We start from the raw sequence: 26,422 nt of genomic DNA, 5'->3' as shown, positions 1-26,422 counted from the left end.
GATACGTTTTCGTTGCGGACCACTTATCGTAACCATGCAGAATATGCTTCAGGGAGTTGTTCGCCACGGAGCGTGACAGACGGCCGCCCTGCTTGAACAAGTATCAGCTGGCCGGGGGTTCAAAGACTTCGGGGTGGCGGGCCAGTTCCAGTCGGGTGCGGCGGAGATGCGAGAACATCAGGCGTTCGGCGTCCTCGGCGTCCCGATGCTTGAAGGCCTCGAAGAGAAGCTTGTGCTCCGAATGGGTGATTTGCAGCCCCTCCCAGCCGATGATTTGGGAGTATGCGCGGCGGTAGTGCTCGGTGGTGTCCCACATGCGTTTCACCATGGAATAGAGGTTGTCCATGTGCGCAGGTTTGTAGCTTTCCAAATGGAATTCGCGGTCGGCAGCCAGATAACCAGTCACATCCGTTGCGTCCTCAATGGCCTGCAGAAGCCGTTGAAGATGGGCAATATCCGCTTCGGTGTACTTGGCAACGGCGCGTGAGAGCAAAAGTGAATCGAGTCGTTCGCGGATCAGGTACGTTTCGGTGCATTCGGCCAAGTCCATGGCGGTGACCCATGCGCCGGTGTTGGCCACCAAGGTGACTAGTCCATCCGATTCGAGCATGCGCAGGGCTTCTCGCACCGGCAGACGGCTGGCACCGAATTCCTCGGCCAACAGTTCCTGCAAGATGCGTTCGCCGGGTTTGCGCGTGCCATCCAGGATTTCCTGGCGCAGTGCCGCCGCAATGCGCAGGCTAGCGGACTTTTTCAACAAATGACCTCATTCTCGTCTGATCCGGATTCATCATATGGCGTGGGAGGCGTTCGGGCTGAATTGCGGCCTCCCGCCGGCGGCATCAGCCAGCCATGAAAAGGCCGCCGTTGACGTGAAGGGTCTCCCCGTTGATGAAACTTGCACCTTCGCTGGCCAGGAACACGGCGGCTTGGGCGACCTCTTCGGCGCGGCCGAATCGGTGCAGCGGGGTCCCATCGAGCATTGATTCGCCGCGTTCGGCCACCAGGGCCTGGACCATCGGAGTGGAAATCGTGCCCGGGGAAACCGCGTTGACGCGGATGTTTCGATGCCCAAGTTCATGGGCGAGGGAACGGGTCAGGGCGATGACTCCGGCCTTACTCGCCGCGTAGTGCGCGTGGTTCTTGCTGCCGCGGTGCCCTGCCACGGAAGCGAAGTTCACGATGGAGCCGCCGTCGTTCATCACTGGGGCCGCGGACCGCAGTAGCCGGAAGATCCCGTCCAGATTGATGTCCATGACTTGGCGCCACAGCTCATCGCTGGTTTCGGTGACGGCGGACTCCGGGTAGATTCCAGCCACCGGCACCAGCACGTCCACCGCGCCGAAACGTTCCGCTGCCAGGGACAAGGCCTCATCGATGGTCGATTGCTCGGAGGCGTTTCCGGCCAGTGTTGCCACGCGCTCCGGGGCGCCGAGTTCCATTGCCAGCGCGGCCAGTGGCCCCGGGGCCAGGTCCAGCAAGACCAGATTGGCCGCGGAATCGGCGAACAGGCGGCAGATCTCACGGCCGATGCCGCCGGTCGCCCCGGTGATCAGGACCGTCTTGTTGGCGAAGTCGTAGGTTGGGGTGCTCATTCGTACCAGTTCCCGTCGATGGTCAGGCCGCCGTCGACCATCATCAGATGACCTGTGACGTATGAGGCGGCAGGGGATGCGAGGAAGTTGATGACCTCGGCGATTTCTTGTGGCTCGGCAAATCGGCCCAGCGGGGTGCGCTTTTCGATGGGGGCCGAATCCAGCAGCCCCGACTCGATTTGAGTGTCGGTCAGGTTCGTGCGGACGTAGCCGGGTCCCACGGCGTTGACGCGGATGCCGTGGGGTGCCCATTCCACGGCCAATGTACGGGTCAGCCCGCCGACACCGGCCTTGGAAGTGGTGTAGCTGGCCCGCCCGGGCATGCCCGAGTGCGCGGCGACCGAGGCAAGGTTGACTATGGCCCCGTGCGGCGAGGCCGCGAGCAGTGGGAATGCCTGTTGGCAGGCGCGCAGGGTGCCGGTGAGATTGATGTCCAGAACCCGGTTGAACGATGCGGGGTCGACCTGGTGGCTGGGCGCCGGGCGAGAGAGCCCGGCGGAGTTCACCAGGGCATCGAGCGACCCTTCGGTGTCAGCGATTGAGCCGAAGGCGGCCACGACTTCCCGGTCGTTGGTGACATCGACTTCGATGGCCCGCGCATGCTCCGGCCCGAGCCGGTCGACCGCGGACCGAAGGTGGACGGGGGATACATCGAGCAGCACGACGCGTCCGCCACCGTCGATCCAACGTTCGGCGAAAGCCAGGCCGATGCCTGCGCCGCCGCCGGTTACCACCGCTACGGGTGCGGTTGCTGGAGGGGATGCCATGGTTGTTAACTCCTGCCGAAAAGCGGATGGGATGGCGGACCCTGACTCAATGTTTGGATCCATTCGCTAATTATTCTTACACAAAAATGTGAGTTCGATGTCTTTTTGGCTTGCATTGGATCCAATCTGTGGATACATTGGACCACCGAGACGGACATCACGTCTTGACGAATCAGACCTGCCGGTGCCGGCGGGCAAAACCCAGCGGAGAAATCACCATGCCAGAAGAACGCCCACTGACCCCGAATGTGGATTGGGTTGAACTTTCGACCACGGCGGCGGACTGGGACGCCGCCGATCCCGGGCTGCTGAGCACCATGCTGGTGCAGATGCAGGTGATCAGGTCCTTCGAAGAGGCGGTGCTGGATCTCGCCGGTGCCGGCCTGGTCCACGGACCGGCCCACTCGAGCATTGGCCAGGAAGGCGGGGCCGTGGGCTCTGCCATCGACATGCGCCCGGGCGACGGGGTCAACGGCACGCACCGCGGACACCACCAGTTCCTGGCCAAGGCGATGGCCTACCTGGCCCGCGAAGACGGCGGCCGCATGGATCCGAAAAAGCCCGTTTCTCCGGAACTGCAGAAACTGCTCCAGCGCACGTTGGCCGAAATCCTCGGACTGGAGCAAGGTTTCAGTCGCGGCCGCGGCGGTTCCATGCACCTGCAGTGGCTGGAAGCGGGTGCCCTGGGAACCAACGCGATCGTCGGTGGTGGAGTCCCGCTGGCCGCGGGCAACGCCTGGGCGCAGCGCCACGCGGACGCAGGGGCCGGCTCCAGTGACCTTACGGCAACCTACTTCGGCGATGGGGCCACGAATATCGGCTCTTCGCTGGAAACCATGAATCTTGCCGCCGCCTGGAAACTGCCACTGCTTTTCTTCATTGAAAACAATCTTTACGCGGTCTCCACCCACGTCGCCGATGTCACCGGTGAATCGCGGCTTTCCGGCCGCGGACCGGGCTTTGGAATCCGCTCCTGGCGTGTGGACGGCATGGATCCGCTGGCCGTGTATCTGGCCACCAAACAGGCCGCCGAGCACATGCGCGCCGGCAATGGCCCGGCGCTTATCGAGGCCGAGGTCTACCGCTTCTTCCACCAGAACGGCCCGTTCCCCGGAAGCGCCTTTGGCTACCGGTCAAAGGAGGAGGAAAAGGCGTGGCGTGAACGTGACCCGATCTTGCGCGTGGCCGGGGAACTGCTGCGCCGTGGACTGATGGACCAGGAAGCGATCTCCGCGATGACCGCTGTGATCGACGCCGCCTGCGCCAAGGCCGTGGCGGCATTGACCGAACGGGACCCGGACGCGGCAAGGGAACGCCGACGTATCCGGCCCGAGTTATGGCCCGACCCATCCTTTGTGGATGTGGGAATCCGCGGCAACGGAAGCGAATTGGCCGGCGCCCTCACCGCCGAGGCAGAGACCTTCACCGGGGAGCTGGCCGAACGCCGCTTCATCGACGCGGTCGCCGACGTCATGGGCGCGAGGATGGATGCAGACGAATCTATCGTGGTCCTGGGCGAAGACGTGCACCGGCTCAAGGGCGGCACCAACGGCGCCACCCGGGGTTTGTTCGACGCCCATCCGGACCGGGTGCTGGGAACACCCATCGCGGAGAATGCGTTCACCGGGCTTGCCGGCGGCATGGCCATGGACGGGCGTTACAAGCCCGTGATCGAGTTCATGTATGCCGACTTCATGTGGGTTGCCGCAGATCAGCTGTTCAACCAGATCGGCAAGTCCCGCCACATGTTCGGAGACCAGGGAACCATGCCGGTGGTCTTGCGCTCAAAGGTGGCCATGGGCACGGGGTACGGATCCCAGCACTCGATGGATCCGGCCGGGGTGTTCGCGACCCAGCCCGGGTGGCTCATCGTTGCCCCTTCAACGCCCTTCGACTACGTCGGGGCCATGAACACCGCGCTGGCCCTGAACGACCCGGTGGTCATCATCGAACATGTGGACCTCTATTCCTCCACTGGGACGGCCCCGGTCTCCGACTTCGACCACCAGCTGGAACTGGGCAGGGCCGCCGTGCGCCGGGAAGGCAGCGAAATCACCGTGCTGACCTACCTGGCCATGGTCGCTCCGGCGCTGGCTGCCGCCGAGGACTCCCGGCTGGACACCGAGGTCATCGACCTGCGCTGGCTGGACCGGGCATCCATCGACTGGGACACCATCGGAACGAGCATCAAGAAGACCAACAACGTGCTCATCGTCGAACAGGGCGCCCGGGGAACCTCCTATGGGGACTGGCTCTCCGACGAGATCCAGCGCCGCTACTTCGACTACCTCGACTCCCCGGTCCAGCGGGTGACAGGTGCCGAGTCCTCGCCGAGCATCTCCAAGGTGCTGGAACGCGCCGCCTTCACCGGCCGCGAAGAAATCAACGCAGCTCTGGCAACCGCCGCCACCAACCTGGGCCGCTAGGCCCCCTCGGAACTGGAGAAACAGCTCTTATGGCAACCCTTGTGAAGATGCCGGCCATCGTGGCCGACGCCGACTCGGCGTTCCTCGCCGCCTGGCTCAAATCCGTCGGCCAAACAGTAGGGATCGGCGAGCCACTGGCCGAGGTCGAGACGGAAAAAGCCACGGTGGAAATGGAAGCCGATGCCGCCGGTGTAGTGGCCCGCCTCCTGGTCGACCCCGGGATCAACGTCGAAGTCGGCACGCCGATCGCCGTCATTGCCTCGGAAGGTGAAGGCGAAGCGGCAATTGATGCGTTGTTGGCCGCCGCCGGCGCAGCGCCGGAGCCTGCCCCGGCCAGCGCACCGGGTCCTGTTGCGTCCGCCCCGGCTCCCCAGGCTCCCTCGATTCCCGTGGATCGGGCACCGGCCGGGCGGGTTTTCAGCTCCCCGTTGGCCCGCCGCCTGGCCCGTGAGCTCGAAGTGGACCTTAGCCTGCTCGTGGGAACCGGTCCGTCCGGCCGCATCCTGCGCCAAGATGTCGAAGCCGCCGCCGCGGGCACCGCCCCCGAGACGGTGCTTCCGGCCCCCGAACGGCCGGCAGTGGAGCCCGATACCCTGACGGAGGGCACCGAACGCATCGAATTGACCCGTATGCGGCAGGTCATTGCCCGGCGCCTGACCGAATCCAAGACCACCGTGCCGCACTTCTACCTCACCGTTGATGTACGCATGGACGAGCTGCTGGGACTTCGCAAGCAGATCAATGCAGGGGCACCACGCAAGATCACGGTCAACGACCTGGTCGTCCGTGCGATGGCATTGGCCCTCAGCGAGGTGCCCGAGGCGAACGCCACCTGGGACGGGGACGCGATCATTCGCCACCGGCATGCCGACATCTCGGTGGCCATCGCGACCGAGACCGGGCTGTTGACGCCTATCGCACGCCACGTTGAGAGCACTTCGATCACCGAACTTTCTGCCACGATCGCCGACTACGCGCTGCGCGCCCAAACCGGCAAGATCCGACCGGAGGAATTGGCCGGAGGAACCTTCACCGTCTCGAACCTCGGAATGTTCGGCACCAAGGAGTTCTCCGCGATCCTGAACCCGCCGCAGGCCGGGATCCTTGCCGTCGGGGCTGCGGAACCGCGTCCCGTGGTGACGGACGGCGAGCTGTCCGTGGCCACGGTCATGACGTGCACGCTGTCGGCCGACCACCGCGTCATCGACGGCGCCGTCGCCGCGCGGCTCATGGGCGTGTTCAAGGAGCGGATCGAACATCCGCTCTCGATCCTGCTGTAACGCACACCCTCCCACCTACCCACTAAAATCGTGTGTGCATGGTCGCCACCCTGCACCAGACATAAGGACAGCTATGAAAGCACTCGCTTCGCTGAAGCCCGGCAACCCGGCCTATGTGGCAGCCATGAACAAGCTCAACTTCCGCAAACTCATGCCGTTGTTGATACTCGCATACATCATCTCGTTCCTGGACCGAACCAATATCGGCATGGCCAAGGACCGCATGGAGATCGACCTGGGTATCAGCGCCGCAGCCTACGGGCTCGGTGCCGGGCTCTTTTTCCTGGCCTACGCGGCATTGGAAATCCCCAGCAACCTGATCATGCACAAGGTTGGCGCCCGCTTCTGGATCACCCGCATCATGATTACCTGGGGCGTGCTTTCGGCCTGCATGGCGTTTGTGGTCAATGACATTTCCTTCTACGTGATGCGGATCCTGCTGGGCGCCGCCGAGGCGGGACTATTTCCGGGCGTGATGCTCTACCTGACCTACTGGTTCGGGCGCGATGTACGAGCGAAGGCCAACGGCTACTTCCTGATCGGTGCCTGCATTGCCGTCGTTGCCGGCGCCCCGCTGGGTGGCCTGCTACTGGAAATGGATGGTATCGGCGGCTGGCACGGCTGGCAGTGGATGTTCATGATCGAAGGCATCCCAGCCGTGCTGCTGGCCTTCGTGGTTTGGAAGCACTTGCCGAACCGACCCACCGACGCCAAATGGCTCACGGCCGAGCAAGCCTCCGAACTGGAAAGCCGCCTCGCGGCAGAACAGGCCGAGTCGCTGGGGGCCTCCGGCACGCACTCGTTCTTCCAGATCTTCAAGGACCGCACGGTCATGCTGGCGATCTTCATCAACCTCGCCCACCAAGTCTCCCTGTACTCCGTCACCTACTTCCTGCCCAGCGTCATCGCCAAGTCCAATGACATGGCACCGTGGCTTGTGGGTTCCCTGGCTGCGGTCCCGTGGCTTTTCGGTGCCCTTGGCGCACTATTCATCACCCCGCGTGCCAACACCCCGAAGAAGAGCAAGAACTTCGTGATCATTGGTCTGATCGCGATGAGTGCCGGAACCACCATCGGTGTGCTGGGCGGCTCCGTGCTAAGCCTGGTCGGCTTCGCGTTGGCCGGCCTGTTCTGGTTCGTGGTCCAGCCGATCATGTTCTCGGTGCCCGGCACCCGGCTGGACGGTGTGACCCTGGCCTCCGGACTGGCCCTGATGAACACCATTGGCATCACCGGCGGGTTCTTCGGACCGACCATCATGGGTGCGGTGGAATCCAGCACCGGCAGCGGGCTGGGTGGTCTGTGGTTCGCCATCGGCCTGCTGCTGTTGGCTGTTGTTGCGGCCTGCTTCCTGCAACTGGACCCAAAGCAGGCCCGGGCGGAGAGTGAAAAGAAGCGCCTGCAAGACGCATAGGCCCTGGCGAAACGGGGGAGAGCCTCCACCGGAAAATCAAGCGGACCCTTCCTTCGGAACGACAGGAAAGGTCCGCTTTTCCGTGCCCTGGCGGTGTCAGCCAGACTCCGGGGATGCTTTGGTGCCCGCCCTGGAATGCCGGAAGGCCAGGTGAAGAAATGGTCCATGGGGCGCGAACGCAGCTTCCCGAAAGCGCGCTGTTGCTGCCCAAGTGAAGAAGACTAGGTCTCAGGACAACATGTCGGTCTCAACGAAAGGACCCGGGACAGCAACCGTTCACAACCGCAGAACGTTCGACCTATCCTGCTGGCGTCTTGTCGAGGGCGAGGCCTGAATAACCGTTTTCCTTGTCCACCGACCGGACCAGCTGTTGGCTGTGTGGGTGTTCGGGCGCCGCAAGGAATTGTGCCAAGGGCTCCAACTCGACGAGGTTCCCCGCGTAAAACACGGCAACGCGGTCGCTGACATACCGGATGACGTCCATGTCGTGGGATATCACCACCAGGGAGATGCCCATGCGCTCGCGCAGTTGCAGCAGCAGATCGAGGATGTGGCGCTGGGCCACGGAATCCAGCGCGGAGGTTGATTCGTCGCAGATCAGCACGTCGGGCTGGACCAATAGCGCCCGGGCAATGGCCATGCGCTGCAGCTGGCCGCCGGAGCACTGTGCCGGCAAGCGGTCAAGGAGCCGGACCGGCAGCCCCACCCGGGCGACGGCCCGCTCGATGAGCTGGGCGGCCTCGGAATCCGGGAGCCGGTGGACGGCTGCCATCAGGCTCGTGCGCAGGTCCAGGGCCGGGTCGAAGGAACCGAAGGGTTCCTGCGGAATGATCTGCACTCCGGTCGATTGCGCCCCTTCCGTCTGTCCCGTGATTTCTCCATGCGTGGGCCGTTCCAGGCCGGCGAGCAGCCGCGCGAAGGTGCTCTTGCCCGAGCCGGAACGGCCCACGACGCCGAGGACTTCACCGGCGTGCAGGCTCATGCTCGTGGGATTCAGCGCCGCAGCGCCCTTGGCGCGGCGGGTGTAGTTCTTGCCCACCGCGTCGGCCCGCAGGACACAATGCGTGGCGATCTCTTGCGGTTCCCTGGTGACGGAAGCCGTGGCCGAGAGGAGCTCGCGGGTCTTCTCGTGCCGGGGCGCGGAAAACATCGCCGAGGTCGGGCACTGGTCGACGATGGCACCGTCGCTGACCACGATGACCCGGTCGGCAATATGCTGAACGCTGGCGATGTCGTGGGTGATGAGCAGGATTCCCAACCCGCGTTCGAGTTGCCTGCGTCGCAGCAATTCCAGGATCTCGGCCTTGAGGATGGAATCCAGGGACGAGGTGGGTTCATCGGCCAGGATGTATGCGGGATCCGCGGCCAGGGCGATGGCCAGCATGACCCGTTGGGCCATGCCGCCGGACAACTGGTCCGGGCGCATCCGGGCAATCTCGGCGGCCGGGGACAAGCCGACTTCCTGCAGCAGGGACTCGATGTTCTTCTCGGCATTTCCTGGCTTGCGGAATCCAGTGGCCCCCATGGCCTCGAGCAGGTGGGCGCGGACGGTCATCCGCGGATTCATGACCCGCTTGGGCTGCTGGAAGAGCATGCCGATCTTCCTGCCGCGCACCGCGTCCTTGTGGCGTTCGCCGAGGGTGTCCAGCCGCTGCCCGTCGAGCAGGATCTGGCCCGTGGCCTGCAGCCCGGAGGGAAGCAGGCCCATGATGGCCTTGGTCAACATGGTCTTGCCGGACCCGGATCGGCCGACCACCGCGACCAATTCGCCGGAGCGAACCGAACAGCTGATTCCGTCCAGCAGGAGGTTCGTTCCGGCCCGGACCGACAGGTCCTTGATTTCAAGTTGGCTAGCCACGGGCTTCCCCCTGGCCGGCCGGCTCAAGCACGTCGTGGCCGTTGAACGCCTGGGTGAGGCGGTTGCCCAGCAAGGTCACACAGAAGCTGACGATGAAGATTGCGGCACCCGGGGCGACCAGGCCCCAGGGAGAGCGGATCGCATGGGGCTGGGCCTCGGCGAGCATCGAGCCCCAGTCCGACTGCGGGGGCTGGACACCGATGCCCAGGTAGGACAGCGAGCCGAGGAGCACCAGCAGCAGCCCGAAACGCAGGGCCGTTTGGGCCAGCACCGGACCGGCGACAAACGGAAGTACATGGTGGCGGAGGATGAACCACCGCGAACTGCCCACGTGGCGCGAGGCCTCCACGTAACCGGTGGAGAGCACCTGGACGGCCAGCGAGCGGACCAGCCGGGCGGTCGGGGTCCACGACACCACACCCACCGCTAGCACCATCGAGGTGAACCCGGGCCCCAGGATCGCGATCACCAACAGGGCGACCACGATTTCCGGCAGGGCCAGCAGCAGGTCGTTGGCGCGCAGGAAGAACTCGTCCAGCCAGCCGCCGCGCAGGGCGCTGAGCAATCCCAGCACGGTGCCCAGCGACAGCGAGAACAGGGTGGTCAGCAGCGCCACGGACAGGGAGAAGCGTCCGCCGTGCAGGACCCGGCTCAGGGTGTCGCGGCCGAGTGAATCGGTGCCCAGCAGGTGGCCCCAGCCCGGGCCCTGCAAACGCTGCGCCAAATCCTGCGCATTTGGATCGCTGGGGGCGACCCAGGGTGCCAGCACCGTGAGCACCAGCACCAGGTAGAGCACGAGTGCCGGGGGACTGAGCCACACGAAGGACAGGGATTTCTTAGTCATGGCGTGCTCCAACACGTACGTTCGGGTCGCTGAACTGCTGCACCAGGTCCACGGCGCTGGTGACCAGCACCGCGCAGATCACCACGAGGACCACGCCGCCCTGGGCCACCGGGATGTCGGCATTGACGATGGCATCGAAGACCAGCCGGCCCATGCCGGGAATGGCGAAGATGACCTCGATGATCACCGAACCGCCCAGTAGCCCGGCGAACCAGACGCCGGTCATGGTCCACAGCGGAAGCAGGCCGTGCGGGATGACATGGCGCAGCAGCGCGCGGGCGCGGCCCAGCCCGCGGGCCCGCGCGGCCAGCACATGCTCGGAGCCCAGCGACTGCAGGATTCCCGAGCGCACGGCAACCGTGAAGAAGCTGATGGGGCGCAGGCACAGGACGCCGACCGGGATCACCAGGGATGCCGGCGAATGGAAGCCCGCGGAGGGCAGCCACGCGAGCTTCACGGCAAACAGGAGAACCAGCAGCGGCGCGATGGCGTATTCGGGGATGGCGATCAGCGCATGGGTGATCGAGGTGATGAGTTTGTCGGGCCAGCGCCCGGCACGGGTCGCGGCAACGACTCCCAGCACGATGGAGACGGCCATGGCCACGAGAATCGAGATCCCGGCGATCAGCAGCGTGACGCCGGCGGCCGGAAGCACCGTCTCGACGACGGGGGTGCCGCTGACATAGGAAATCCCCATGTCGCCGGAGAAGAAGCGGGCCAGCCAGCGCCCGAACTGCACCCACAGGGGGTCGTAGAGGCCGAATTGCTCGGCGTAGGCCTGAACCGTCTGCTCATCCGCCACGCCTGCGTCCATCCGGGCACGCAGCAGGTTGCGCACCGGGTCCCCGGGGGCGACGAAGGGCACCAGGAAGACGGCGAAGGAGGAGAGCAGGACTGCTGCGCCGAGCCCGATGAGCCGGCGCAGCAGTATCGTCAGGACAGGCAATCTACTTGGTCTTTGCCAGGTCCTTGGTGAACACGTAGCGCGTCAGGGGATCCTGCACGTAGCCCTGCACCGAGGCGCCCACGCCGTCGATGGCCTGCTCGTTGACCAGCCAGACGTTGACCGCATCCTTGGCCAGGATGTCGCCGGCCTGGCGGTAGAGGGTGTGGCGAGCGTCTGCGTCGGACTCGCCGGCGGCCTGTTCGACCAGGGCGTCAAAATCCTTGTTGCAGTAGTGGCTCAGGTTGTACCCGCCGGCGCAGGTGTAGTCGGCCTGCAGGAAGCCGATGGGGTCGGCAATGTCGATCATCCGGTTGCGCTGGCTGAGCACCATGTCGTAGTTGCCCTCGAGCAGGTCCGGTTCCACCGCGCCGTAGGCCTTGGTCACGACGTTGGCCTGCAACCCGATCTGCTTGAGCTGCTCCTGGATGATCGCGCCGACCGAAGCGAACTCGGCGCGCTCGACGATGGCGATGATTTCCAGCGGCTTGTCCTGGGCATAACCGGACTTCTCGACCAGGGCCTTGGCCTCGTCCAGGTTGACCGACGGGACACCCAATTCGCTGTTGGCCCATGGCTCGCTCGGGGCAAACGGTCCGGTGGCCGGTTCGGCGATGCCCTCGTACACGCTGGCGGCGATGGCCGGCAGGTCAAGCGCCATGGTGACGGCCTGGCGCAGCTGACGGTCCTCGAAGGGCGCCCGCGAATTGTTCAGGTAGAGCGTCGCGGTGCGGGGAGAGTCGGCCTTGGCCAGTTCCACGGACGGATCGGCTTCCAGCGTGGCGATGTTGGTGGCGGGGATGGACATCGCGATGTCGGATTCCCCGGTCTGGACCTGGGTGGAGCGCGTGGTCCCATCGGTGATGTAGCGGATCTCGCCTCCGGCCAGCTTCACCTCGCCGCCCCAGTACTCGGCGTTCCGATCCATGCTCAGCGACTGGCCGGCCTTTTCGGAAACCGGGGCGAACGGGCCGGTGCAGTGGCCGAAGGGGTCGATTCCCTTGGCGGTGTAGGCGGCCGGGGACAGCACCCCGGCATTCACGCTGGCCATGCGGTAGGGCAACAGCGGATCCGCTGCTGGGGTCGTGATGCGCACGGTGTCTGCGTCCAAGGCCTTGACCTTGGCAATGGTCTTGGGATTCACCGCACGGGCCGGTGCGGTTGCCTTCAGCACGTGGTTCAGGGACTTCTCGACCGCCTGGGCATCAAACTCGGTGCCGTCCTGGAACTTCACGCCATCGCGGAGGTTGAAGTCCCACTCGGTAGCGGAAGCCTGCTTCCACGACTCGGCGAGCATGGGCTCGACCTTCTTGCCAACCTGGTCGTAACTGGCCAACGTCTCCAGGCAGCCCGCGATGGACAGCACGTAGGCGTCGTCGCTCTCCATGGCCCAGTTGGACACCGGGGCACGGAAGTTGGCGACGACCAGACGGGCCTCGGAGTCGACCGCTGCCTCGGCGGCGGGGTTCTGGTTCGAGGCGCCGCATGAGGCCAATACGGCAGTGAGCAAGACGGCCGCGGTCGCGGTGTGGAGGCGTCCCAATTTCATGAAGATCCTTTGAGATTACGTGATGATTCGGCCCCTTAATCGCAAAAAGCCTCGGTAAGCATACCCTAACCCCGGTTCTCGCGATGGAATGAAAATCGGCCGGAACCGGTCAATCTGATGGAGAATGGCCCTGCGTTGGCTGGTGGACGGTCTGGGGCCTTGCGCAACAAGGATCGGCAAGAGGCCGGAGGCCAAGAACCTTCACACCAACGCCAGGACGCATGCCTTTCGGTCAACACCGACGGTGCTGCCGCGGCCGGCCCTGTTGGACCGACGCATGGGGGAGCGGGACGAGAATGCGTAGGACTCCGGGCCACATGTACGGCGATGCCTCACCGGGATTGGATCTCCGTGACCGTGGGAGCCGTGGATTTTTCGGACCTTGCGAGCAGCCCTCGGGCAACTCCGGGGGCAAGCAATGCAGCCAGCAGCAGCGGAACGATGAGGACCAGCCACGGAAGGAGACGGGCGGGTCCTGGGGGCGAAGGTTCGTTCAGAAGCCCTCCGATCAGGAGGTTGCCCAGGAGAACGGCAACGCCGCCGCAGGTGGCAAGCAGGCCGTAGTAGGAACCCACCGGCTTCGCTCCGGCAAACCTGGGGATGAGTCCGAGAGCGGTGGGATGAGCCGTCATGTGTCCCATCGCGAGCAACGTCACCGCTGCAAGGATGGTGACCGGGACGGTCTCGTGATCCAGTGAAAACATGCCGGAAACCCCGAGTACGCAAAACCCCAGCGCACCGAGAACGTAACCCATGCGCAGGGCTGCTGGTGCGCCCATGCGTGCGGCAAGCCACGAGATCGGCAACTGCAACGCGAGAGTCAGGACGGAGACCCACGCGAAGACCAGACCAAGCCATTGGGTGGCGACCTCGGCCCGTCCGAGTTCGAGGGGAATCGCCAGGTACAGCTGGTTGTAGGCCAGCAGGTCCACGGCGTGAAGGCCGGCGAACGCGATGAAGCGGCGATCCCGAAGGCTTCCCCACGACCGGCGGGAGCTTTCCGTGGCTCCCGCGTGGGATGTCGCCGGGCGAGGAGGATCGCCGAGTGTTCGCCAGAGCAGCACGCCAATGCCGAGGAAAAAGGCGGCTCCGAGCCCGGCGACCGTGGCAAAGCCCCAGCCCCACAGTGCCGCGCCGACGAGTGGGCCGACGACGGCGCCAATTTCACCGGTGACGCTCAGCCAGGCAAAAAGCGTGAGGCGTTGCGGAGACGAATGTTTGTCTCCCCGCCGCGTGGTTTCCGCCGCGGCCACCAGAACGTTGAGTCCAGGGGAAAAAAGCGCGCCGCCGAAACCGGTGAGCAGGGTGCCCACAATGAACAGCCAGAGGACGGGGGAACCGGTGAAGAGCGATGCTGCCAGCGTGAAGAACCCCAATGCCCGAACGGCGCAACCCACAAGGATGATCGACCGAGCGCCGAACCGGTCAGCGAGGGTTCCTCCCACGATGAATAGTCCCTGTTGGGCGAAGGTGCGCACTCCAAGGATGAGCCCGACCGCCGCACCGGCCAATCCGAAATCCTCGGTGAGGACCAGGGCCAGAAAGGGGACCACCGCGTAGAAGCCAATGTTGAACAACAATTGCGTTCCGAGGAGAACGGGGACTTCGCTGCGGACTGGCGGGAAACCTTTCATGAGTCCCTGAATCCGGGTGTTGGACGGATTCGGAGTGACCTGCTGGGCAGGTTCCCTGTCCGTGTCGTTTCCCATGCGCGCAAGCTTTCGTGCCTCACTGATGCTGGTTCCTGTGGTGGATTAATTGGCAATGAGCCACTCTAACTTACTGCCGCTGAAGGGATCCCACCGTGAACTCCCTTTGGCTCGCGGATTCTCAAAAGCGCGGGGATCACATGGGGGAGTGGCACAGCTGCCGCCCGCTTCGGTTTCGGCGGCGGCGATGCGAAGGTCCTACTCCGGGAGAGCGGTCCTACCGGGGCCGTCCAAACCTGTCGTAGTCAGCCGTGCCTGGCACGCAGGAAGGGACCGGCCATTTGCGGCCGATCCCTTACCTGCCCACCGAACCGTTCACTCGGCGGAGTCGCCCGGCAAGACGGACCTGGCGGGCACTCGATCAGGCGACGCAGCCCCCAAGCGCTATCTGCCCGTCGATGGCCCGGATCTGGTTCTGGACCGTACCGAGCTGATCCTGCAGACCGATGACGGTTTTCTTTTGCGCTGCAATGGCGTCCTTGTTTGCACCCTTCTTCGCCTGAAGGGTGTTGAGCTCCGTCTGGGCGTTCGTAACTTGTGCGTCGAGCTTGGTCAGCTGTGCCTGCAGGTCTTTCAGCTGGTTTTCGGTGGCGCTGATTTCCCCGTTGAGCCCGTTCAGCTGCTCCAGCAGCGGAGCCACCCTCTTCTGGAGTTCGAGAATTTCGGCTTCCTTCGTGGCGATCTGGCCGTTGAGCCCGGTGAGGTCCGCCACGAGCTTGTCCATGTCGCCATTGAGAGCCGTGATCTCGCCTTGCTTGGCAGCCACCGCGGCGTTGGCGTCGGATACTGCCTTCGAGAGGTCCGGCAACTGGCCCTGCAGGTCCTGGAGTTCGGCGGCCTTTGTGTCGACGGCTGACTGCGCGGCAGTGTGGGCAGCGGTGGCGCCGGCCAGATCGTCTTTCAGCCCATCAATGACAAGCTTCTGCGCGGCGATGGCCTCCTGGCTGTCAGCCAGGCCCTCGGTCAGCGTCGGCAGTGCTGCTTCGAGGTCCGCCAGGACCTGCTGCTGCGCCGTGACGGCAGCCGCGGCGTCGGCAGCAGCGGCCTCAAGCGTGCCCAGCCCGCCCTGCAGCTCCGCGAGCTCGCCCTGCTTGTCAGTGACAGCACCGTTGGCTGCGGTGACGGCCGCCTGGAGGGCGGGGACTTGGTCCTTGAGGGCGGCGATCTCGGCTTGCTTTGTCGAGACGGCGTTATTGGCGGCGGTCAGGGAGGCCTGGAGCGGCGCCGCCTGCTGCTGCAGGGCGCTGCTCTCCTGTTGCTTGGACAGGAGTTGGGAATTGAGCGTGTTGACCGCGTCTTGGAGGGTCGTCAGGTCTCCCTGGTAGCCGGCAATCGTGGCGTTCTTGCTGGTGATCTGGAGGTTTACTGCGGCCAGCTCGTCCTGCTTGGCCTTCCGCAGTGCCTGCAGACGAGCCTTCTCGGTGTTGTCGCCTTTGGTGTCCGCGATCTGCTTGGTGAGATCTGTGATCTCGGCTTCCAGCTTTGTCTTGCTGGCTGCCAGCGCTGCGAGCTCGTTCTGCGCCGTCGCAAGCTGGGCCTGCTTGGCCGTGATTTCGGCGTTCTTCGCGGTGACCTGCTGCTGCAGTGCTGCGATTTCCGCCGTCACGGTTGCGAGCTTATTGCTGTTGGCCGTGACCGCTGCGGCAGCATCGTCGGCAGCGGACCGTAAGGTATCGAGTTGCGCCTGCGCAGCGGCGATCTCCGAGTTCTTGGCCGCGAGTGCATCGGCGGCGTCCTGCGCTGCGCCCTGCAGCGCGGTCAGGTCGGCCTCGGCCGCGGAGATCGCGGCGTTTTTGGCATCGACAGCAGCCGCGGCGTCGGCTGCACGTCGTTGAACGTCGGCCAGCGTCGATTTTGCGTCTTCGATCTTGGCCAGCTGGGCGTCGACTTCCGCCTGGGCGGCGGTGCCTGCCCCCTCAAGGTTCTGCAGTTCGGCCTCGGCGTCGCCGACGGCCTTCTGTGCGTCGCCAACGAAGGCTGCGGCAGCAACTGCGGTGTCGGAGAGTTCCGTCAGCTCGCGTCCCGCCTGGGCGATCTCGGTGTTTTTCCCGGCAAGCGCTTCCGCTGCCGCGGTTGCGGCGGCCTCGAGTGCTGCTCGTTCGACTTCCGCGGCGCTGATCTGGGCCTTTTTCGCACCGATCCGGGCCTCGACGTCCTCGGCGTTCTGCTGCAACTGCGCGGCGGCCTCCGTGGCCTGCGTTTTTGCTTCCTGCAGCGGTGCCAGCTGGTTTTCGGTGGCCAGTTTCTGCGCCTGCAGCTCCGCGAGCTCGCCTTGCGCGGCGAGAATGGCGTCGTGGGTGTCGGCTTGCTCGGCCTGAAGCGCGGTGAGGTTCTCACCGGCAGTCTTAAGCTGGGCATCGAGCTCCAGCGCCGCGGCGTCCAGCGCCGAAATGGCTGATTCCGCCTCGGCGATCTGGGCCTTCAGGCTGTCGGCGTTGGCCTGCAGCTGCGTCCGCTCGCCCTGGAGCCGGGTGATGATGTCGGCGTTCTTCTTGGCGGACGCCTTGAGCAGGTTCTCTTGCACGGTACCGCGGTGGGCCAACTGGTTCACCACCCCTGTGCAGATCCCTGAGGTCGCGCCGGTGGAACCGGTGGCTGCTGTTGCCTGTGGAGCGAACAGCAGCATGCTGGTGAGTATGCCGGGCGCGATGATGGCGGCGGCCAGCCGGCGGGTGAAGACAGAGTGATGTGATGGCTTGCGCATGGAGTCCCCCCAAGGACATTGAAAATGCGGCCCCCATGGCCGAATCTGTAGTGTCGACTCTAAGTGCGGCAGAAGGCCATCGGGCGGGTGGGTCATACTCGATTTTTGGTTTCTTCTACCTGTTTTTCCCCCGGGTGTACTCGGTTTTGGCGGGGGACTACTTGTGTCGGACATGGAGCATTTCATCGCCCAGGCACTGGACCTGCGACGGGCTGTCTTGAGGCGTGGATTCAGCCGTCGCTTTCGTGCCCCACACTTAGCAGGTGCGTACTTTTGGTGTTGAAGAAGAATTCCTGATCGTGGACCCCGTCAGCGGTGTCCCTTTGCCCCTGTCCGCGGAGGTGATGGGCCTCCACGACGCAAGCTCGCGGGCGCCGGGGCCCTCGTCCAGGCAGATGCTGTCCGCAGAGCTGCACCAGGAACAGCTCGAGGTCATCACGCACCCGCACAGCAGCCTGGACGGTCTCGCCACGGAGATACTGGAAGGGCGCGCCTACGCCGACTCGCTCGCCCGCAAAGCGGGTGCGAGGATCGTCGCGCTGGCCACCTCTCCGCAGCCGGTCTCACCCCATCCCACCAGGAATGAACGCTATGACGCCCTGGTGGAAAAGTATGCCCTGACGGCGCGTGAGCAACTGACCTGTGGCCTCCATGTCCACGTGTCCGTGAGTTCGGATGAGGAGGGCGTGGCCGTCCTGGATCGCATCCGGTCCTGGCTGCCCTCGCTCATGGCGTTGAGCTCGAATTCCCCGTTCTGGAACGGCCAGGACAGCGGCTACGCCAGCTACCGCACGCAGGCCTGGAACCGATGGTCCTCCGCCGGTCCGATGGAGGTCTTCGGGTCGGCGTGGGCCTACCACGCGCTGGTGGCGGAACTGTCAGCCACCGGGGTGGTCATCAATCCGGACTTTGACGCCCGTCTCTCCGCCCGGCACCCCACCGTGGAGATCCGGGTGTCCGATGTCTGCCTTGATCCACGCGACACCGTCCTGATTGCAGCCCTGGTTCGGGCCTTGGTGGAGACCGCTGCCCGAGAGTGGGAGGCCGGAGTGGAACCCGACAGGGTTCCGGCCATCGTCCTGCGCCAAGGGGTCTGGATGGCCAGCCGGTGGGGGATCGGCGGCGAGCTGCTCCACCCCGTAACCCACAGGCCGGACAACGCACGACACGTCATTTCCGCCCTCCACGACCATGTCCGGGATGCCCTGAACGAGTCCGGGGACGCGGACTACGTCGAGGAAGCCCTGGAAAGGATCCTCGGCAACGGAACAGGTGCCGACCGGCAGCGGCAAGCCTACGAACTAAACGGGCGACTGGCAGACGCCGTAACCCAGGCAATCGGCCTGACGCACCGGAAACCCGCCGATCACGATTCCTCGGGGAACGGTTCACCGAGTTGGACTCGGAAACCGGTGCTCATGGCGTCGTAGCCGAAGCCCGCGAAGTACACCGTTGCGGCGCCGGCCACGACGGGTCCGAATCCGCTGGGCATGAACGGGTTGTAGTTCTGGGTGTTGATGTGGAAGATGCTCAGGGGCGATGATGAACAGGATCAGGACGACCTTGATCGCGACGGCCCATGGCGCGTGTTCGCCTCGGCATCAGCGAGTGCACCGCACCTTGCCACGAGCGTCCCGGCCTCGAGCGATACGCCGTCTCGGCTCCGGAAGGCTTCGGGCCCTACCGGAACTTCTGCGGAATGGGAGCCCCTGCCAGCCACCGGAATGCTGCCCGGGTCAGGGCCTGGAGGAATTGACACGGCCAGAATTAGCCGGCATGGCAGAAGTGCCATTATCTCTAAGTAGGTAGTGGCAAGCCCGTGGCTGGCTGCCCGCCACCATATACTTTGAGCATGCCAATTATGCGCCTTGACAGAGGCTTCCACGCTCCGTCTTCCGTCCTCGAGCAGCACCGGGGCGCTCTGTGAGCGGCGGTCTCGTCGCCCTGCTGGACGACGTCGCGGCCCTCGCCCGCATCGCGGCCGCCTCGGTGGACGACGTCGCAGCCGGAGCCGCGAAGGCGGGGGCCAAGGCCGCCGGCGTGGTCATCGACGACGCCGCCGTCACCCCGCAGTACGTCTCCGGGGCCGACCCGTCCCGCGAACTGCCGATGATCAAGCGGATCTTTTGGGGCTCGCTGCGCAACAAGCTGCTGATCATCCTACCGGCGCTGCTGTTGGTCAGCGCCTTTGTCCCGGGAGCCATTCCGTTCATCCTCATGCTGGGCGGCACCTACCTCTGCTACGAGGGTGCCGAGAAGGTCTGGCACAAGCTCCGCGGCCACCACGAGGCCGAGAAGGCCCCGGCGGTCGAACGCGGCCCGGCGGCGGAGGCCAAGGTCATCAAGGGCGCCATCACCACCGACTTCATCCTGTCCTGCGAGATCATGGTCATCTCCATGAACGAGGTGGCCACCGAGTCCCTGCTGTCGCGGGCCATCATCCTGGTCGTCGTGGCGCTCGCGATCACGGTGCTCGTGTACGGCGCCGTCGGACTCATTGTGAAGATGGACGACATCGGCCTGCACCTGGCCACCAAGGACTCCGCCGGGACCAAGCGCTTTGGCGAGCTGCTGGTCAAGGGCATGCCAGCCGTGCTGGCCGCGATCACCTTTGTCGGGACGATCGCCATGCTGTGGGTCGGTGGCCACATCATGCTGCAGGGAGCCCACGATCTGGGGTGGCACGCTCCCTATGACCTGGTCCATGCACTGGAGACACCTGTCGCCGGGATCCCCGCAGTGGGCGGCTTCCTGGCCTGGCTCGTGAACACCCTTTGCTCGGCCGTCCTCGGAATCATCTGGGGCAGTGTGGTCATGGCCATCCTGCACCCGCTGCTCAAGGTGCTGCCGTTCTGCAAGAAGAAGGGCGGGCACCACGAGGAAGGCGACGTCCGTGCCGCAATCGCCGGCTACCGGCCGGGGAAAGACAAGGTCGATCCCGCGCCGTAGCCGATAACAGCTGGTTCCGGGGGAGCGGAACCGACCGTTGCCTTGATGGCAAATGCGGGTGCTCTTCCGTTGTGCCGATGCTTAACTGGGCATATAAAGCCGTCCTCGGCGTTGCTGCAGTGCCGATCATGCAGGACCTTAATATTGGCTGGCCCTGAAACATTCGGTCTTGTCAGCAGTGCAATGTTCTTGACTTTCGTTCTAGCGCAGATATGCGCCGCCCCTTTCGTGGATCGAATCCCCACCAAATGGTTCCACTTCGCGCTGTGCTTGGTGTGGACCCTTTCGCAGCTACCGATTATTTTCCTGACCGCCGTACCCTCTCTCTGGATTGAGAGGCTATTTCTCGGCGCAGAGGAAGGACCTAGTTCGCCCGTTATGCTCCACAGGATCTACAAGTGGTTCCCCGAGAAGAAGCGTGCTGCTCCCGGTGCCGTCGCATCGGTCGGCGCTATGGTGGGCCCCGCCATCTTCGCCCCGGTGCTCGGTTGGTCAATTGGGAAATTCGGCAGGGTCTCAGCCTTCGTGGTCTTTGCCATTGCCGGCGTTGTCCTGGCGGGCATATGGTTCGTCGTCGGCAAGGAAGGCCCCTTCGTCCGTCAGGAAATAGCCCCAAGTGGAGCAGTCATCTGCTTCTCGACATATTCAGGAACTCGGAATACGCCGTTGACGTGGGGCCGATTCCGCCGGTCGCGGCTCATGGAGAACCAGACGCGGGTCACTCCCAGCAGGAAGGTGAGCATCACGGTGAGGATGGACAGGACCGCGAACACGGAGATGATGGTGGCGATGGCCGGAAGCCCGACGCCGTTGAAGGCGGAGGCGAATCCGGCGGTTGGGTCGAGATCCTTGTAGTTCTGCATGCCGGTGAGCACCAGGGTGGCGGCCACGTAGAGCAGCATGGCGATGACGAGGGAGAGGATGATGGCCTTGGGCATGTGCTTCTTGCCGTCGGTGGATTCCTCGGCCGCGGTGCTCGTGGCGTCGTAGCCGAAGACCGCGAAGAACACCGTTGCGGCACCCGCCACGACTGGGCCGAACCCGCTGGGCATGAACGGGTTGTAGTTCTGGGTGTTGATGTAGAAGATGCCCAGGCCGATGATGAACAGGATCAGGATGACCTTGATGGCGACGGCGACCAGTTCGAAGCGGCCGAATGTGCGGGTGCCGCGGGAGAGGATCCACGTCGGCAACGGAAGCGGAACCGCCGTGCCTGTCCACGCGGTTCCAAACACGGAAGAGACCAACGTGGGCCAAGAACCGCAGCAAACTGCGCCCGATTGATTCGATAAGATTCCGGTGGTAACAGCGGCATTTGAGACCGTATAAACCCAGACCAGAAGCTGACTTTGGAACATGCTACGGTGAAACTATGTCCAGTGAATCCGTCATGCCCACACTTCGAGAATTCGTCATCGAACGCGATTGGGGCCAGTTCCATAGTGCCGCAAATCTGGCAAAGTCTATCTCGATAGAATCGGGCGAACTTCTCGAGTGTTTTCAATGGAACGACGAAGCCCATGTTGAACGCGTAAAGGCAGAGCTAGCGGACGTCTTAACCTATGCATATTTGCTTGCCGACCGAATTGGCGTAGACCCGAACGAAATAATCTTGGAGAAGCTTCAAGAGACTCGAACCAAATACCCAGTCGAGAAGGCTCGGGGCCGGAGCACTAAATATGACCGACTTTAAGGTCGAGCACCTCCGCTTTTCATCGACAGCGGTCCGTGAGATGAAGACCCTTGGTGATAAATTCACCAATTGGCCGGTTGTTTACACGCTTAACAATGCGACGAAGATTTACGTCGGTGAGACGCTCAACGCCACGGCCCGCATGAACCAACATCAGACTTCTACCGAAAAGGCCGATCTAACTTCCTTGCGAGTCGTTGTTAACGAGACGTTTAACAAGTCTGCTTGCCTTGATCTTGAGTCGTTCCTGATTCGGTTGTTTGCCGGTGAAGGCCGTTACCAAGTACTGAATCGCAATGAAGGCGTCACTGATCGGGATTACTATGATCGCGATGAATATCGGAAGACGTTTCAGGATGTTTTTGACCACCTTCGATCCGAAGGACTGTTCCAGCGGACGATACCGCAAATTGAAAATAGCGATCTATTCAAGTTCTCACCGTTTAAGGCGCTTAACCACGATCAAGCGGCCGCGGTGGAAGATATTCTTGAGGGCCTATTCAGCGACATCGAGAGCGGATCATCGGGAACCATCGTCGTTCAAGGTGACCCTGGAACGGGCAAGACCATTGTCGCAATCTACATGATGAAGCTACTGCGGGATATCCAAGATTCTGACCCAGCTGAAGACTACGACAGCGATTCACTATTTTCGGATTTCTTCCTTGAGGGACATCGCGAGCTCCTGCAAGGGTTCCGCATCGGACTTGTTGTCCCTCAACAGTCGCTACGTGATTCCATCCGTAAGGTCTTCAAGAAGACGCCGCTACTTGATCCAGCAATGGTTCTTAGCCCTTTTGATTTGGGAGCGATCGAGGGCAAATACGATCTGCTCATCGTTGACGAATCACATCGACTTAATCAAAGAGCCAATCAGCCGTCCGGACCGCAAAACAAAAAATTTCGAGAAATCAACGAAAAGCTCTTCGGTTCCGATCACCTCTCACACACGCAGCTTGATTGGATACAAGAGAAAAGCACCCACCAGATTCTGCTAGTTGATTCCGCCCAAAGCGTCCGTCCTGCCGATCTGCCGGAGGCCGTGCTGAGATCCCTCATCGAAGACTCTCAGCTTGGTGGGCGTTACTACCGGTTGTTTTCCCAGATGCGAGTTAGGGGAGGGAACGACTATGTCGATTATATTCGTGCGGTGCTTTCGCCTGCGCCGCCGAAGCCTACTCGTTTTGGGGACTACGATCTTCGGTTCTTTGATGACATCCGAATCATGGCCGACGAGATTTCAGTGCGGGAATCGGAGACCCAACTCGCACGTCTCGTTGCGGGTTATGCATGGGAGTGGAAATCTCGGAATGACGCGGCAGCGTTTGACATTGAAATCGATGGATCCGAGTTTCGCTGGAACCAGACACAGAAGGACTGGATCAATACGGCTGGATCAATCAACGAAGTTGGTTCCATTCACACGGTGCAAGGATACGATCTCAACTACGCGGGCGTAATTATTGGGCCAGATCTCAGATTTGATCCGGTTGAACAGCGCCTGTATATCCATCGGGCAAGTTACTTCGACAAAAAGGGGAAAGAGAACAACCCGAAGCTGGGGATTACATACTCCGATAATGATCTCTTGCGCTACATCACGAACGTATACGCAGTGCTCATGACCAGAGGCATTCTCGGCACGTACGTGTACGTGTGCGATAGACCGCTTCGTGAATACTTGAGGGGTTATCTGTCAGCCGCCAAGTAATCGTTGGCCGCGGCGACGCGCACGTTCTATGGTTTCCAAAATCATCAACAGGTCGATTTCTAATGTCATACGTGCCAATATCGGCGGTTGAGCCGACGCACGCCGTAAACTGATTGCACCCAACATGGGGGTCTGGTTTCAGATTTTAGACCACAAGTCCTGCAGACGTTTCGTTGCGCAAGATGCATGCGAGTCGAGGGGTCAGGATTCCGCGGAGTTCAGGATGGTATGTTACGGGCCAAAAGCCCAGGTAGCCCGCCACCGGCCTGGCAGCGAATGAGATCTTGATTGAAGACATGAGAGACCAACGAAAGGTCCTCTACAAGGGCCAGCACATTTCCGTGCACTCAACATTGGCGGGCCGCCAGTATTGCCGTACCGTCACCGATGAAGAATTCCTGCTTTCGGATCCCGACACCGACGAAGTGATCATGTCGTTCCCGTTGCCGATGATGGCCATGCACGAGAACGGCAAGTTAATCGCCTCGTACTTGATTCGGGGAATCCACATGATGAACGCGACGGTGCACTGGGAACGCAAGGTGTTAAATCGAAGCTTCGGATAGCGGGTGTGGGGCGAATCGGTAGCACCCGTGGGTGCATCGGATAGCACCTTCGCGAGCTCCGATGGGCCGGTGGCCTGCACCGAGCACTCCGGGGAAGCCCGTGCTCCGTTGCCTCGTCCACGGCCACCCGTGCTGCAGCAACATTGCCGGGCAATCCGGACGCCACCTCGGACCGTGCCCGGGGACGCTGCCGCCGGGCTGCCTGGTGGGAGCGTTGGCGCTTCGTGCGGCTTCGTGCGGGACGCAGTCGGCACATGCGCTGACGGCTAGCAATTGCCGGACTGTTGCCTGCTGTGGTCGTAGCGGCAGGCATCCCGGGTGCTCCGTGCCTCCGCCGTTTGTGGGAGTCCCCGGCAGTCACCGAGCACAGCCTGGCGCCAAGCACCCGGTCGACCCCTCCGGTCGCCGCCGCCTGAAGTGGTTCCCGGCCACGGAGCCGCCAGCGGCCATCGGCTAGGACCAGTCCAGGCGCTTTCCGTTACGCACGTAGGCGCTACCGCTTGGACCCACACTCGCTACCGAGAGCCGCGTCTATACACGCAAGGCTGAGAACTACCGGAAGGAATACGCGCTACGGGAAACGCAGATGCCCGAAATCTTCACACAGCCTTGAACCAGATCACGGGCAACCCACAAGCCATCCGGCAGGTCCCGGATGGCTTGTGGTAGTTGTACACGAAGACATGAGACCGGGTGTCCACGAAGTGCTGAGATTCAGTGTCCACGATGTCGCGAGAATACACACTGTGAGACTTGTCAGTAGCTGGTCTGGGACTGGCTGGCAGGATAGGTACCGGCCGGTTTACCCCGAGAGCATGACTCTTTACACACTGGTCGCTGGAACACCGGTACTATCAGACGCTATTTGGCACTGCCCGCGTTTCCCAGCACTCACGTCCGTTTGCAAATGGGTTTTGAGGTGGGTTTCGTTCAACTGTTCAAAGTATTCGTCCCGCATCGCCGAGAGCTCCTTGGCGGCCGGCATCTCGGCGTCTGGGTTTTCACCAGCGTCTGTAGGATCCGGAGTTAATGGACAACTTTTTGGGTTCGTTGCATGTTAATATGGTGTCGCCTCCGAATCCTCCATAACGGTAGGAGATGACGATAAATATGTGCCCAACAATAATGTTGCTCTTGGATTGAGTTCCAGCGTGCATGGGAGGTGTGAAAATCTCCACGCTGGGAATAATCCTGCAGGACCACATTGGTGCATGGTATTTGGTGCTATCGCTCTCCGGCTGCGATGATTGCGAAAACGCCAAGATGGGGGATACATGCGCTTTTCGGAAGAATTCGGGCTTGAAGTAGGACAAGGACTTCTCGACTTCGTCGACATAGACACGACGGACGATGTTCGGGTCTACATCGACCCTCGAGCGATCCGGAACCAGCGAGGCGGCTTCTCTGAGGAGTGCCAGGCGCTGCTCCAGTCCTACTTCCATGAAGTTCTCACAGCCATCGCGGCCGGCGACACTGCACGCATCTCAGCTCTTGTCCGTTCCCTTGGAACAGAGCCTAACGAGACGCACCTGGGACAAAGCCGCGGGCCTGCACGAGGCCGAGGGCTCGGGACGGCCAAGCGCGCGGAAATAGTGGCAGCGTTGGCCAACAGCGAGGCCGCCAAAACCGGATTGCTGCAAGATCTCGAAGAGACAGCACTTTTCATCCGCGGCATTGACCGTGACTTCGTGAGTGACATGACGACGAGCATCATCCGTCATCCCCTCATCCGCTACACCCAGGACATGTGTCATCTACACGGCGTGGCGATGCATCTACAATGGTCGGGACCAATGTGGGATCCCGATGTGTTGGACTGGGCCGAACAGCAAGTGCTGCTTCCGCGTGGACCGGAGGGCAAGCTTCTCCTGGTGCCCAAATCAATTGTTCGATCTCAGTTGATCACCAATTTCAGTACCTACTACCGGGACTTCCTTCGTCCAATCCTCGAAGACGAAGAGCTGAAAGCGAATTCGGGCCTTGTTCACATTCTCAAGGACAAGAGAAAAAAGATCTACAAGAAAGACCTCGAGGCAAAGTACGGCAAAACCAAGCCAGACGCTGAACGTGAAACTCAGAAGCGACCTCAGGCGCTGGAGAACCTGCGAGCAGCCGTAACTAGTGCCTCCTACCCGCCCTACACCAATCCGGATTTTGAAGAGCGAACAGGAACACCTCCAGTCGACTTCGACGAGCTAACCGGACCACTCGAGGCCATCCTTCCAGGCAAAGCGGGTGCCACCTCCTACCACCGTGCAGTCGCTTCGATCTTGACGGCGGTCCTCGATGCGTCGGTAAGCAACATGAAGATCGAAGCACCCCTCCACGATCAGCGAAAACGGCTGGACATCAAGTACGACAACGTGGCTGGGCACGGGTTCTTCCGATGGCTCTCTCAGCACTACAACGCAGCC

Annotated in this window: 18 protein-coding genes and 4 pseudogenes; 11 read left to right on the top strand and 11 right to left on the bottom strand. The window is 62.7% G+C overall.

The features are described 5' to 3' along the window. Positions 1-103: 103 nt before the first annotated feature. The 3 genes from ACIPVK_RS06050 to ACIPVK_RS06040 all read right to left on the bottom strand — a co-directional run bounded on the left by ACIPVK_RS06050 (position 104) and on the right by ACIPVK_RS06040 (position 2,362). On the bottom strand, positions 104-757 hold the full coding sequence (locus ACIPVK_RS06050) for a GntR family transcriptional regulator (protein WP_407611061.1): 654 nt from the start codon (positions 755-757) through the stop codon (positions 104-106). Between the two features lie 85 nt (positions 758-842). After that, positions 843-1,595 (bottom strand): SDR family NAD(P)-dependent oxidoreductase, encoded by a 753-nt coding sequence (locus ACIPVK_RS06045; RefSeq protein ID WP_407611060.1) that lies wholly within the window; start codon positions 1,593-1,595, stop codon positions 843-845. After that, a complete protein-coding gene (locus ACIPVK_RS06040) occupies positions 1,592-2,362 on the bottom strand; it encodes an SDR family NAD(P)-dependent oxidoreductase (RefSeq protein WP_407611059.1) in 771 nt (256 codons plus the stop codon). Before ACIPVK_RS06040 ends, ACIPVK_RS06045 begins: the two co-directional genes overlap by 4 nt. Before the next feature lie 218 nt (positions 2,363-2,580). On the opposite strand from ACIPVK_RS06040, the gene ACIPVK_RS06035 reads away from it, so the two are divergent. The 3 genes from ACIPVK_RS06035 to ACIPVK_RS06025 all read left to right on the top strand — a co-directional run bounded on the left by ACIPVK_RS06035 (position 2,581) and on the right by ACIPVK_RS06025 (position 7,482). Beyond that, positions 2,581-4,788, top strand: coding sequence for a thiamine pyrophosphate-dependent enzyme (locus tag ACIPVK_RS06035; protein ID WP_407611058.1), 2,208 nt, complete (start codon positions 2,581-2,583; stop codon positions 4,786-4,788). Between the two features lie 29 nt (positions 4,789-4,817). Next, entirely contained in the window at positions 4,818-6,068 is a 1,251-nt protein-coding gene (locus ACIPVK_RS06030) for a dihydrolipoamide acetyltransferase family protein (protein WP_407611057.1), read from the top strand. 73 nt (positions 6,069-6,141) lie between these two features. After that, on the top strand, positions 6,142-7,482 hold the full coding sequence (locus tag ACIPVK_RS06025; protein ID WP_407611056.1) for an MFS transporter: 1,341 nt from the start codon (positions 6,142-6,144) through the stop codon (positions 7,480-7,482). Between the two features lie 298 nt (positions 7,483-7,780). On the opposite strand, the gene ACIPVK_RS06020 is transcribed toward ACIPVK_RS06025, so the two are convergent. The 6 genes from ACIPVK_RS06020 to ACIPVK_RS05995 form a co-directional block, all read right to left on the bottom strand. Next, entirely contained in the window at positions 7,781-9,340 is a 1,560-nt protein-coding gene (locus tag ACIPVK_RS06020) for an ABC transporter ATP-binding protein (RefSeq protein WP_407611055.1), read from the bottom strand. Further along, positions 9,333-10,184 carry an ABC transporter permease gene (locus tag ACIPVK_RS06015; RefSeq protein ID WP_407611054.1) on the bottom strand — a complete coding sequence of 284 codons (852 nt, stop codon included), beginning with the start codon at positions 10,182-10,184 and terminating at the stop codon, positions 9,333-9,335. The genes ACIPVK_RS06020 and ACIPVK_RS06015 overlap by 8 nt, the downstream gene beginning before the upstream one ends. Beyond that, a complete protein-coding gene (locus ACIPVK_RS06010; protein ID WP_407611053.1) occupies positions 10,177-11,130 on the bottom strand; it encodes an ABC transporter permease in 954 nt (317 codons plus the stop codon). The genes ACIPVK_RS06015 and ACIPVK_RS06010 overlap by 8 nt, the downstream gene beginning before the upstream one ends. Position 11,131: 1 nt before the next feature. After that, on the bottom strand, positions 11,132-12,676 hold the full coding sequence (locus tag ACIPVK_RS06005) for an ABC transporter substrate-binding protein (RefSeq protein ID WP_407611052.1): 1,545 nt from the start codon (positions 12,674-12,676) through the stop codon (positions 11,132-11,134). 332 nt (positions 12,677-13,008) lie between these two features. Then, the gene (locus ACIPVK_RS06000) at positions 13,009-14,256 is read right to left on the bottom strand and encodes an MFS transporter (protein ID WP_407611051.1); all 1,248 of its coding nucleotides are present in this window, start codon (positions 14,254-14,256) and stop codon (positions 13,009-13,011) included. A 490-nt stretch (positions 14,257-14,746) separates the two neighbouring features. After that, complete coding sequence (locus tag ACIPVK_RS05995; RefSeq protein WP_407611050.1) at positions 14,747-17,089, bottom strand: chromosome segregation ATPase; 2,343 nt, start codon at positions 17,087-17,089, stop codon at positions 14,747-14,749. A gap of 263 nt (positions 17,090-17,352) precedes the next feature. Between ACIPVK_RS05995 and ACIPVK_RS05990 the strand changes: the two genes are divergently transcribed. Continuing rightward, a complete protein-coding gene (locus tag ACIPVK_RS05990; protein ID WP_407611049.1) occupies positions 17,353-18,519 on the top strand; it encodes a glutamate--cysteine ligase in 1,167 nt (388 codons plus the stop codon). Here ACIPVK_RS05990 and ACIPVK_RS05985 read toward each other — a convergent pair. Continuing rightward, a pseudogene (locus ACIPVK_RS05985) lies at positions 18,501-18,666 on the bottom strand (amino acid permease); the annotation flags it as partial. The gene ACIPVK_RS05990 and the pseudogene ACIPVK_RS05985 overlap by 19 nt on opposite strands. Between ACIPVK_RS05985 and ACIPVK_RS05980 the strand changes: the two are divergent. The 3 genes and pseudogenes from ACIPVK_RS05980 to ACIPVK_RS05970 all read left to right on the top strand — a co-directional run. After that, positions 18,666-18,845 (top strand): annotated as a pseudogene (locus tag ACIPVK_RS05980) (hypothetical protein); the annotation flags it as partial. The pseudogenes ACIPVK_RS05985 and ACIPVK_RS05980 sit on opposite strands and share 1 nt — an antisense overlap. Positions 18,846-19,012: 167 nt before the next feature. Beyond that, a complete protein-coding gene (locus ACIPVK_RS05975; RefSeq protein ID WP_407611048.1) occupies positions 19,013-20,038 on the top strand; it encodes a DUF808 domain-containing protein in 1,026 nt (341 codons plus the stop codon). 45 nt (positions 20,039-20,083) lie between these two features. Then, positions 20,084-20,674, top strand: a pseudogene (locus ACIPVK_RS05970) (MFS transporter); the annotation flags it as partial. Positions 20,675-20,727: 53 nt separating this feature from the next. Here ACIPVK_RS05970 and ACIPVK_RS05965 read toward each other — a convergent pair. Then, positions 20,728-21,396 (bottom strand): annotated as a pseudogene (locus ACIPVK_RS05965) (APC family permease); the annotation flags it as partial. A 14-nt stretch (positions 21,397-21,410) separates the two neighbouring features. On the opposite strand from ACIPVK_RS05965, the gene ACIPVK_RS05960 reads away from it, so the two are divergent. The 4 genes from ACIPVK_RS05960 to ACIPVK_RS05945 form a co-directional block, all read left to right on the top strand. Beyond that, a complete protein-coding gene (locus tag ACIPVK_RS05960) occupies positions 21,411-21,731 on the top strand; it encodes a nucleotide pyrophosphohydrolase (RefSeq protein WP_407611047.1) in 321 nt (106 codons plus the stop codon). After that, on the top strand, positions 21,718-23,442 hold the full coding sequence (locus ACIPVK_RS05955) for a DNA/RNA helicase domain-containing protein (protein WP_407611046.1): 1,725 nt from the start codon (positions 21,718-21,720) through the stop codon (positions 23,440-23,442). The genes ACIPVK_RS05960 and ACIPVK_RS05955 overlap by 14 nt, the downstream gene beginning before the upstream one ends. A 284-nt stretch (positions 23,443-23,726) precedes the next feature. Further along, positions 23,727-24,008 carry a hypothetical protein gene (locus ACIPVK_RS05950; protein WP_407611045.1) on the top strand — a complete coding sequence of 94 codons (282 nt, stop codon included), beginning with the start codon at positions 23,727-23,729 and terminating at the stop codon, positions 24,006-24,008. Between the two features lie 1,274 nt (positions 24,009-25,282). Further along, positions 25,283-26,422 (top strand): hypothetical protein (locus ACIPVK_RS05945; protein WP_407611044.1); only part of this gene is annotated, 1,140 nt, incomplete at its 3' end.

This window comes from Paeniglutamicibacter sp. MACA_103 (assembly GCF_045798555.1).
Classification (GTDB): Bacteria; Actinomycetota; Actinomycetes; order Actinomycetales; family Micrococcaceae; genus Paeniglutamicibacter.
Note: the sequence above shows the minus strand (reverse complement) of the source record. Positions and strands in the feature narration are given on the sequence as shown.

Excerpts from the sequence above, each read along its gene's own strand:
- ACIPVK_RS06035 (WP_407611058.1), top strand. The coding sequence starts at position 2,581 with ATGCCAGAAGAACGCCCACTGACCCCGAATGTGGATTGGGTTGAACTT.
- ACIPVK_RS05995 (WP_407611050.1), bottom strand. The coding sequence starts at position 17,089 with ATGCGCAAGCCATCACATCACTCTGTCTTCACCCGCCGGCTGGCCGCC.
- ACIPVK_RS06045 (WP_407611060.1), bottom strand. The coding sequence starts at position 1,595 with ATGAGCACCCCAACCTACGACTTCGCCAACAAGACGGTCCTGATCACC.
- ACIPVK_RS06005 (WP_407611052.1), bottom strand. The coding sequence starts at position 12,676 with ATGAAATTGGGACGCCTCCACACCGCGACCGCGGCCGTCTTGCTCACT.
- ACIPVK_RS06030 (WP_407611057.1), top strand. The coding sequence starts at position 4,818 with ATGGCAACCCTTGTGAAGATGCCGGCCATCGTGGCCGACGCCGACTCG.
- ACIPVK_RS06015 (WP_407611054.1), bottom strand. The coding sequence starts at position 10,184 with ATGACTAAGAAATCCCTGTCCTTCGTGTGGCTCAGTCCCCCGGCACTC.
- ACIPVK_RS05955 (WP_407611046.1), top strand. The coding sequence starts at position 21,718 with ATGACCGACTTTAAGGTCGAGCACCTCCGCTTTTCATCGACAGCGGTC.
- ACIPVK_RS06025 (WP_407611056.1), top strand. The coding sequence starts at position 6,142 with ATGAAAGCACTCGCTTCGCTGAAGCCCGGCAACCCGGCCTATGTGGCA.
- ACIPVK_RS06040 (WP_407611059.1), bottom strand. The coding sequence starts at position 2,362 with ATGGCATCCCCTCCAGCAACCGCACCCGTAGCGGTGGTAACCGGCGGC.
- ACIPVK_RS05960 (WP_407611047.1), top strand. The coding sequence starts at position 21,411 with ATGTCCAGTGAATCCGTCATGCCCACACTTCGAGAATTCGTCATCGAA.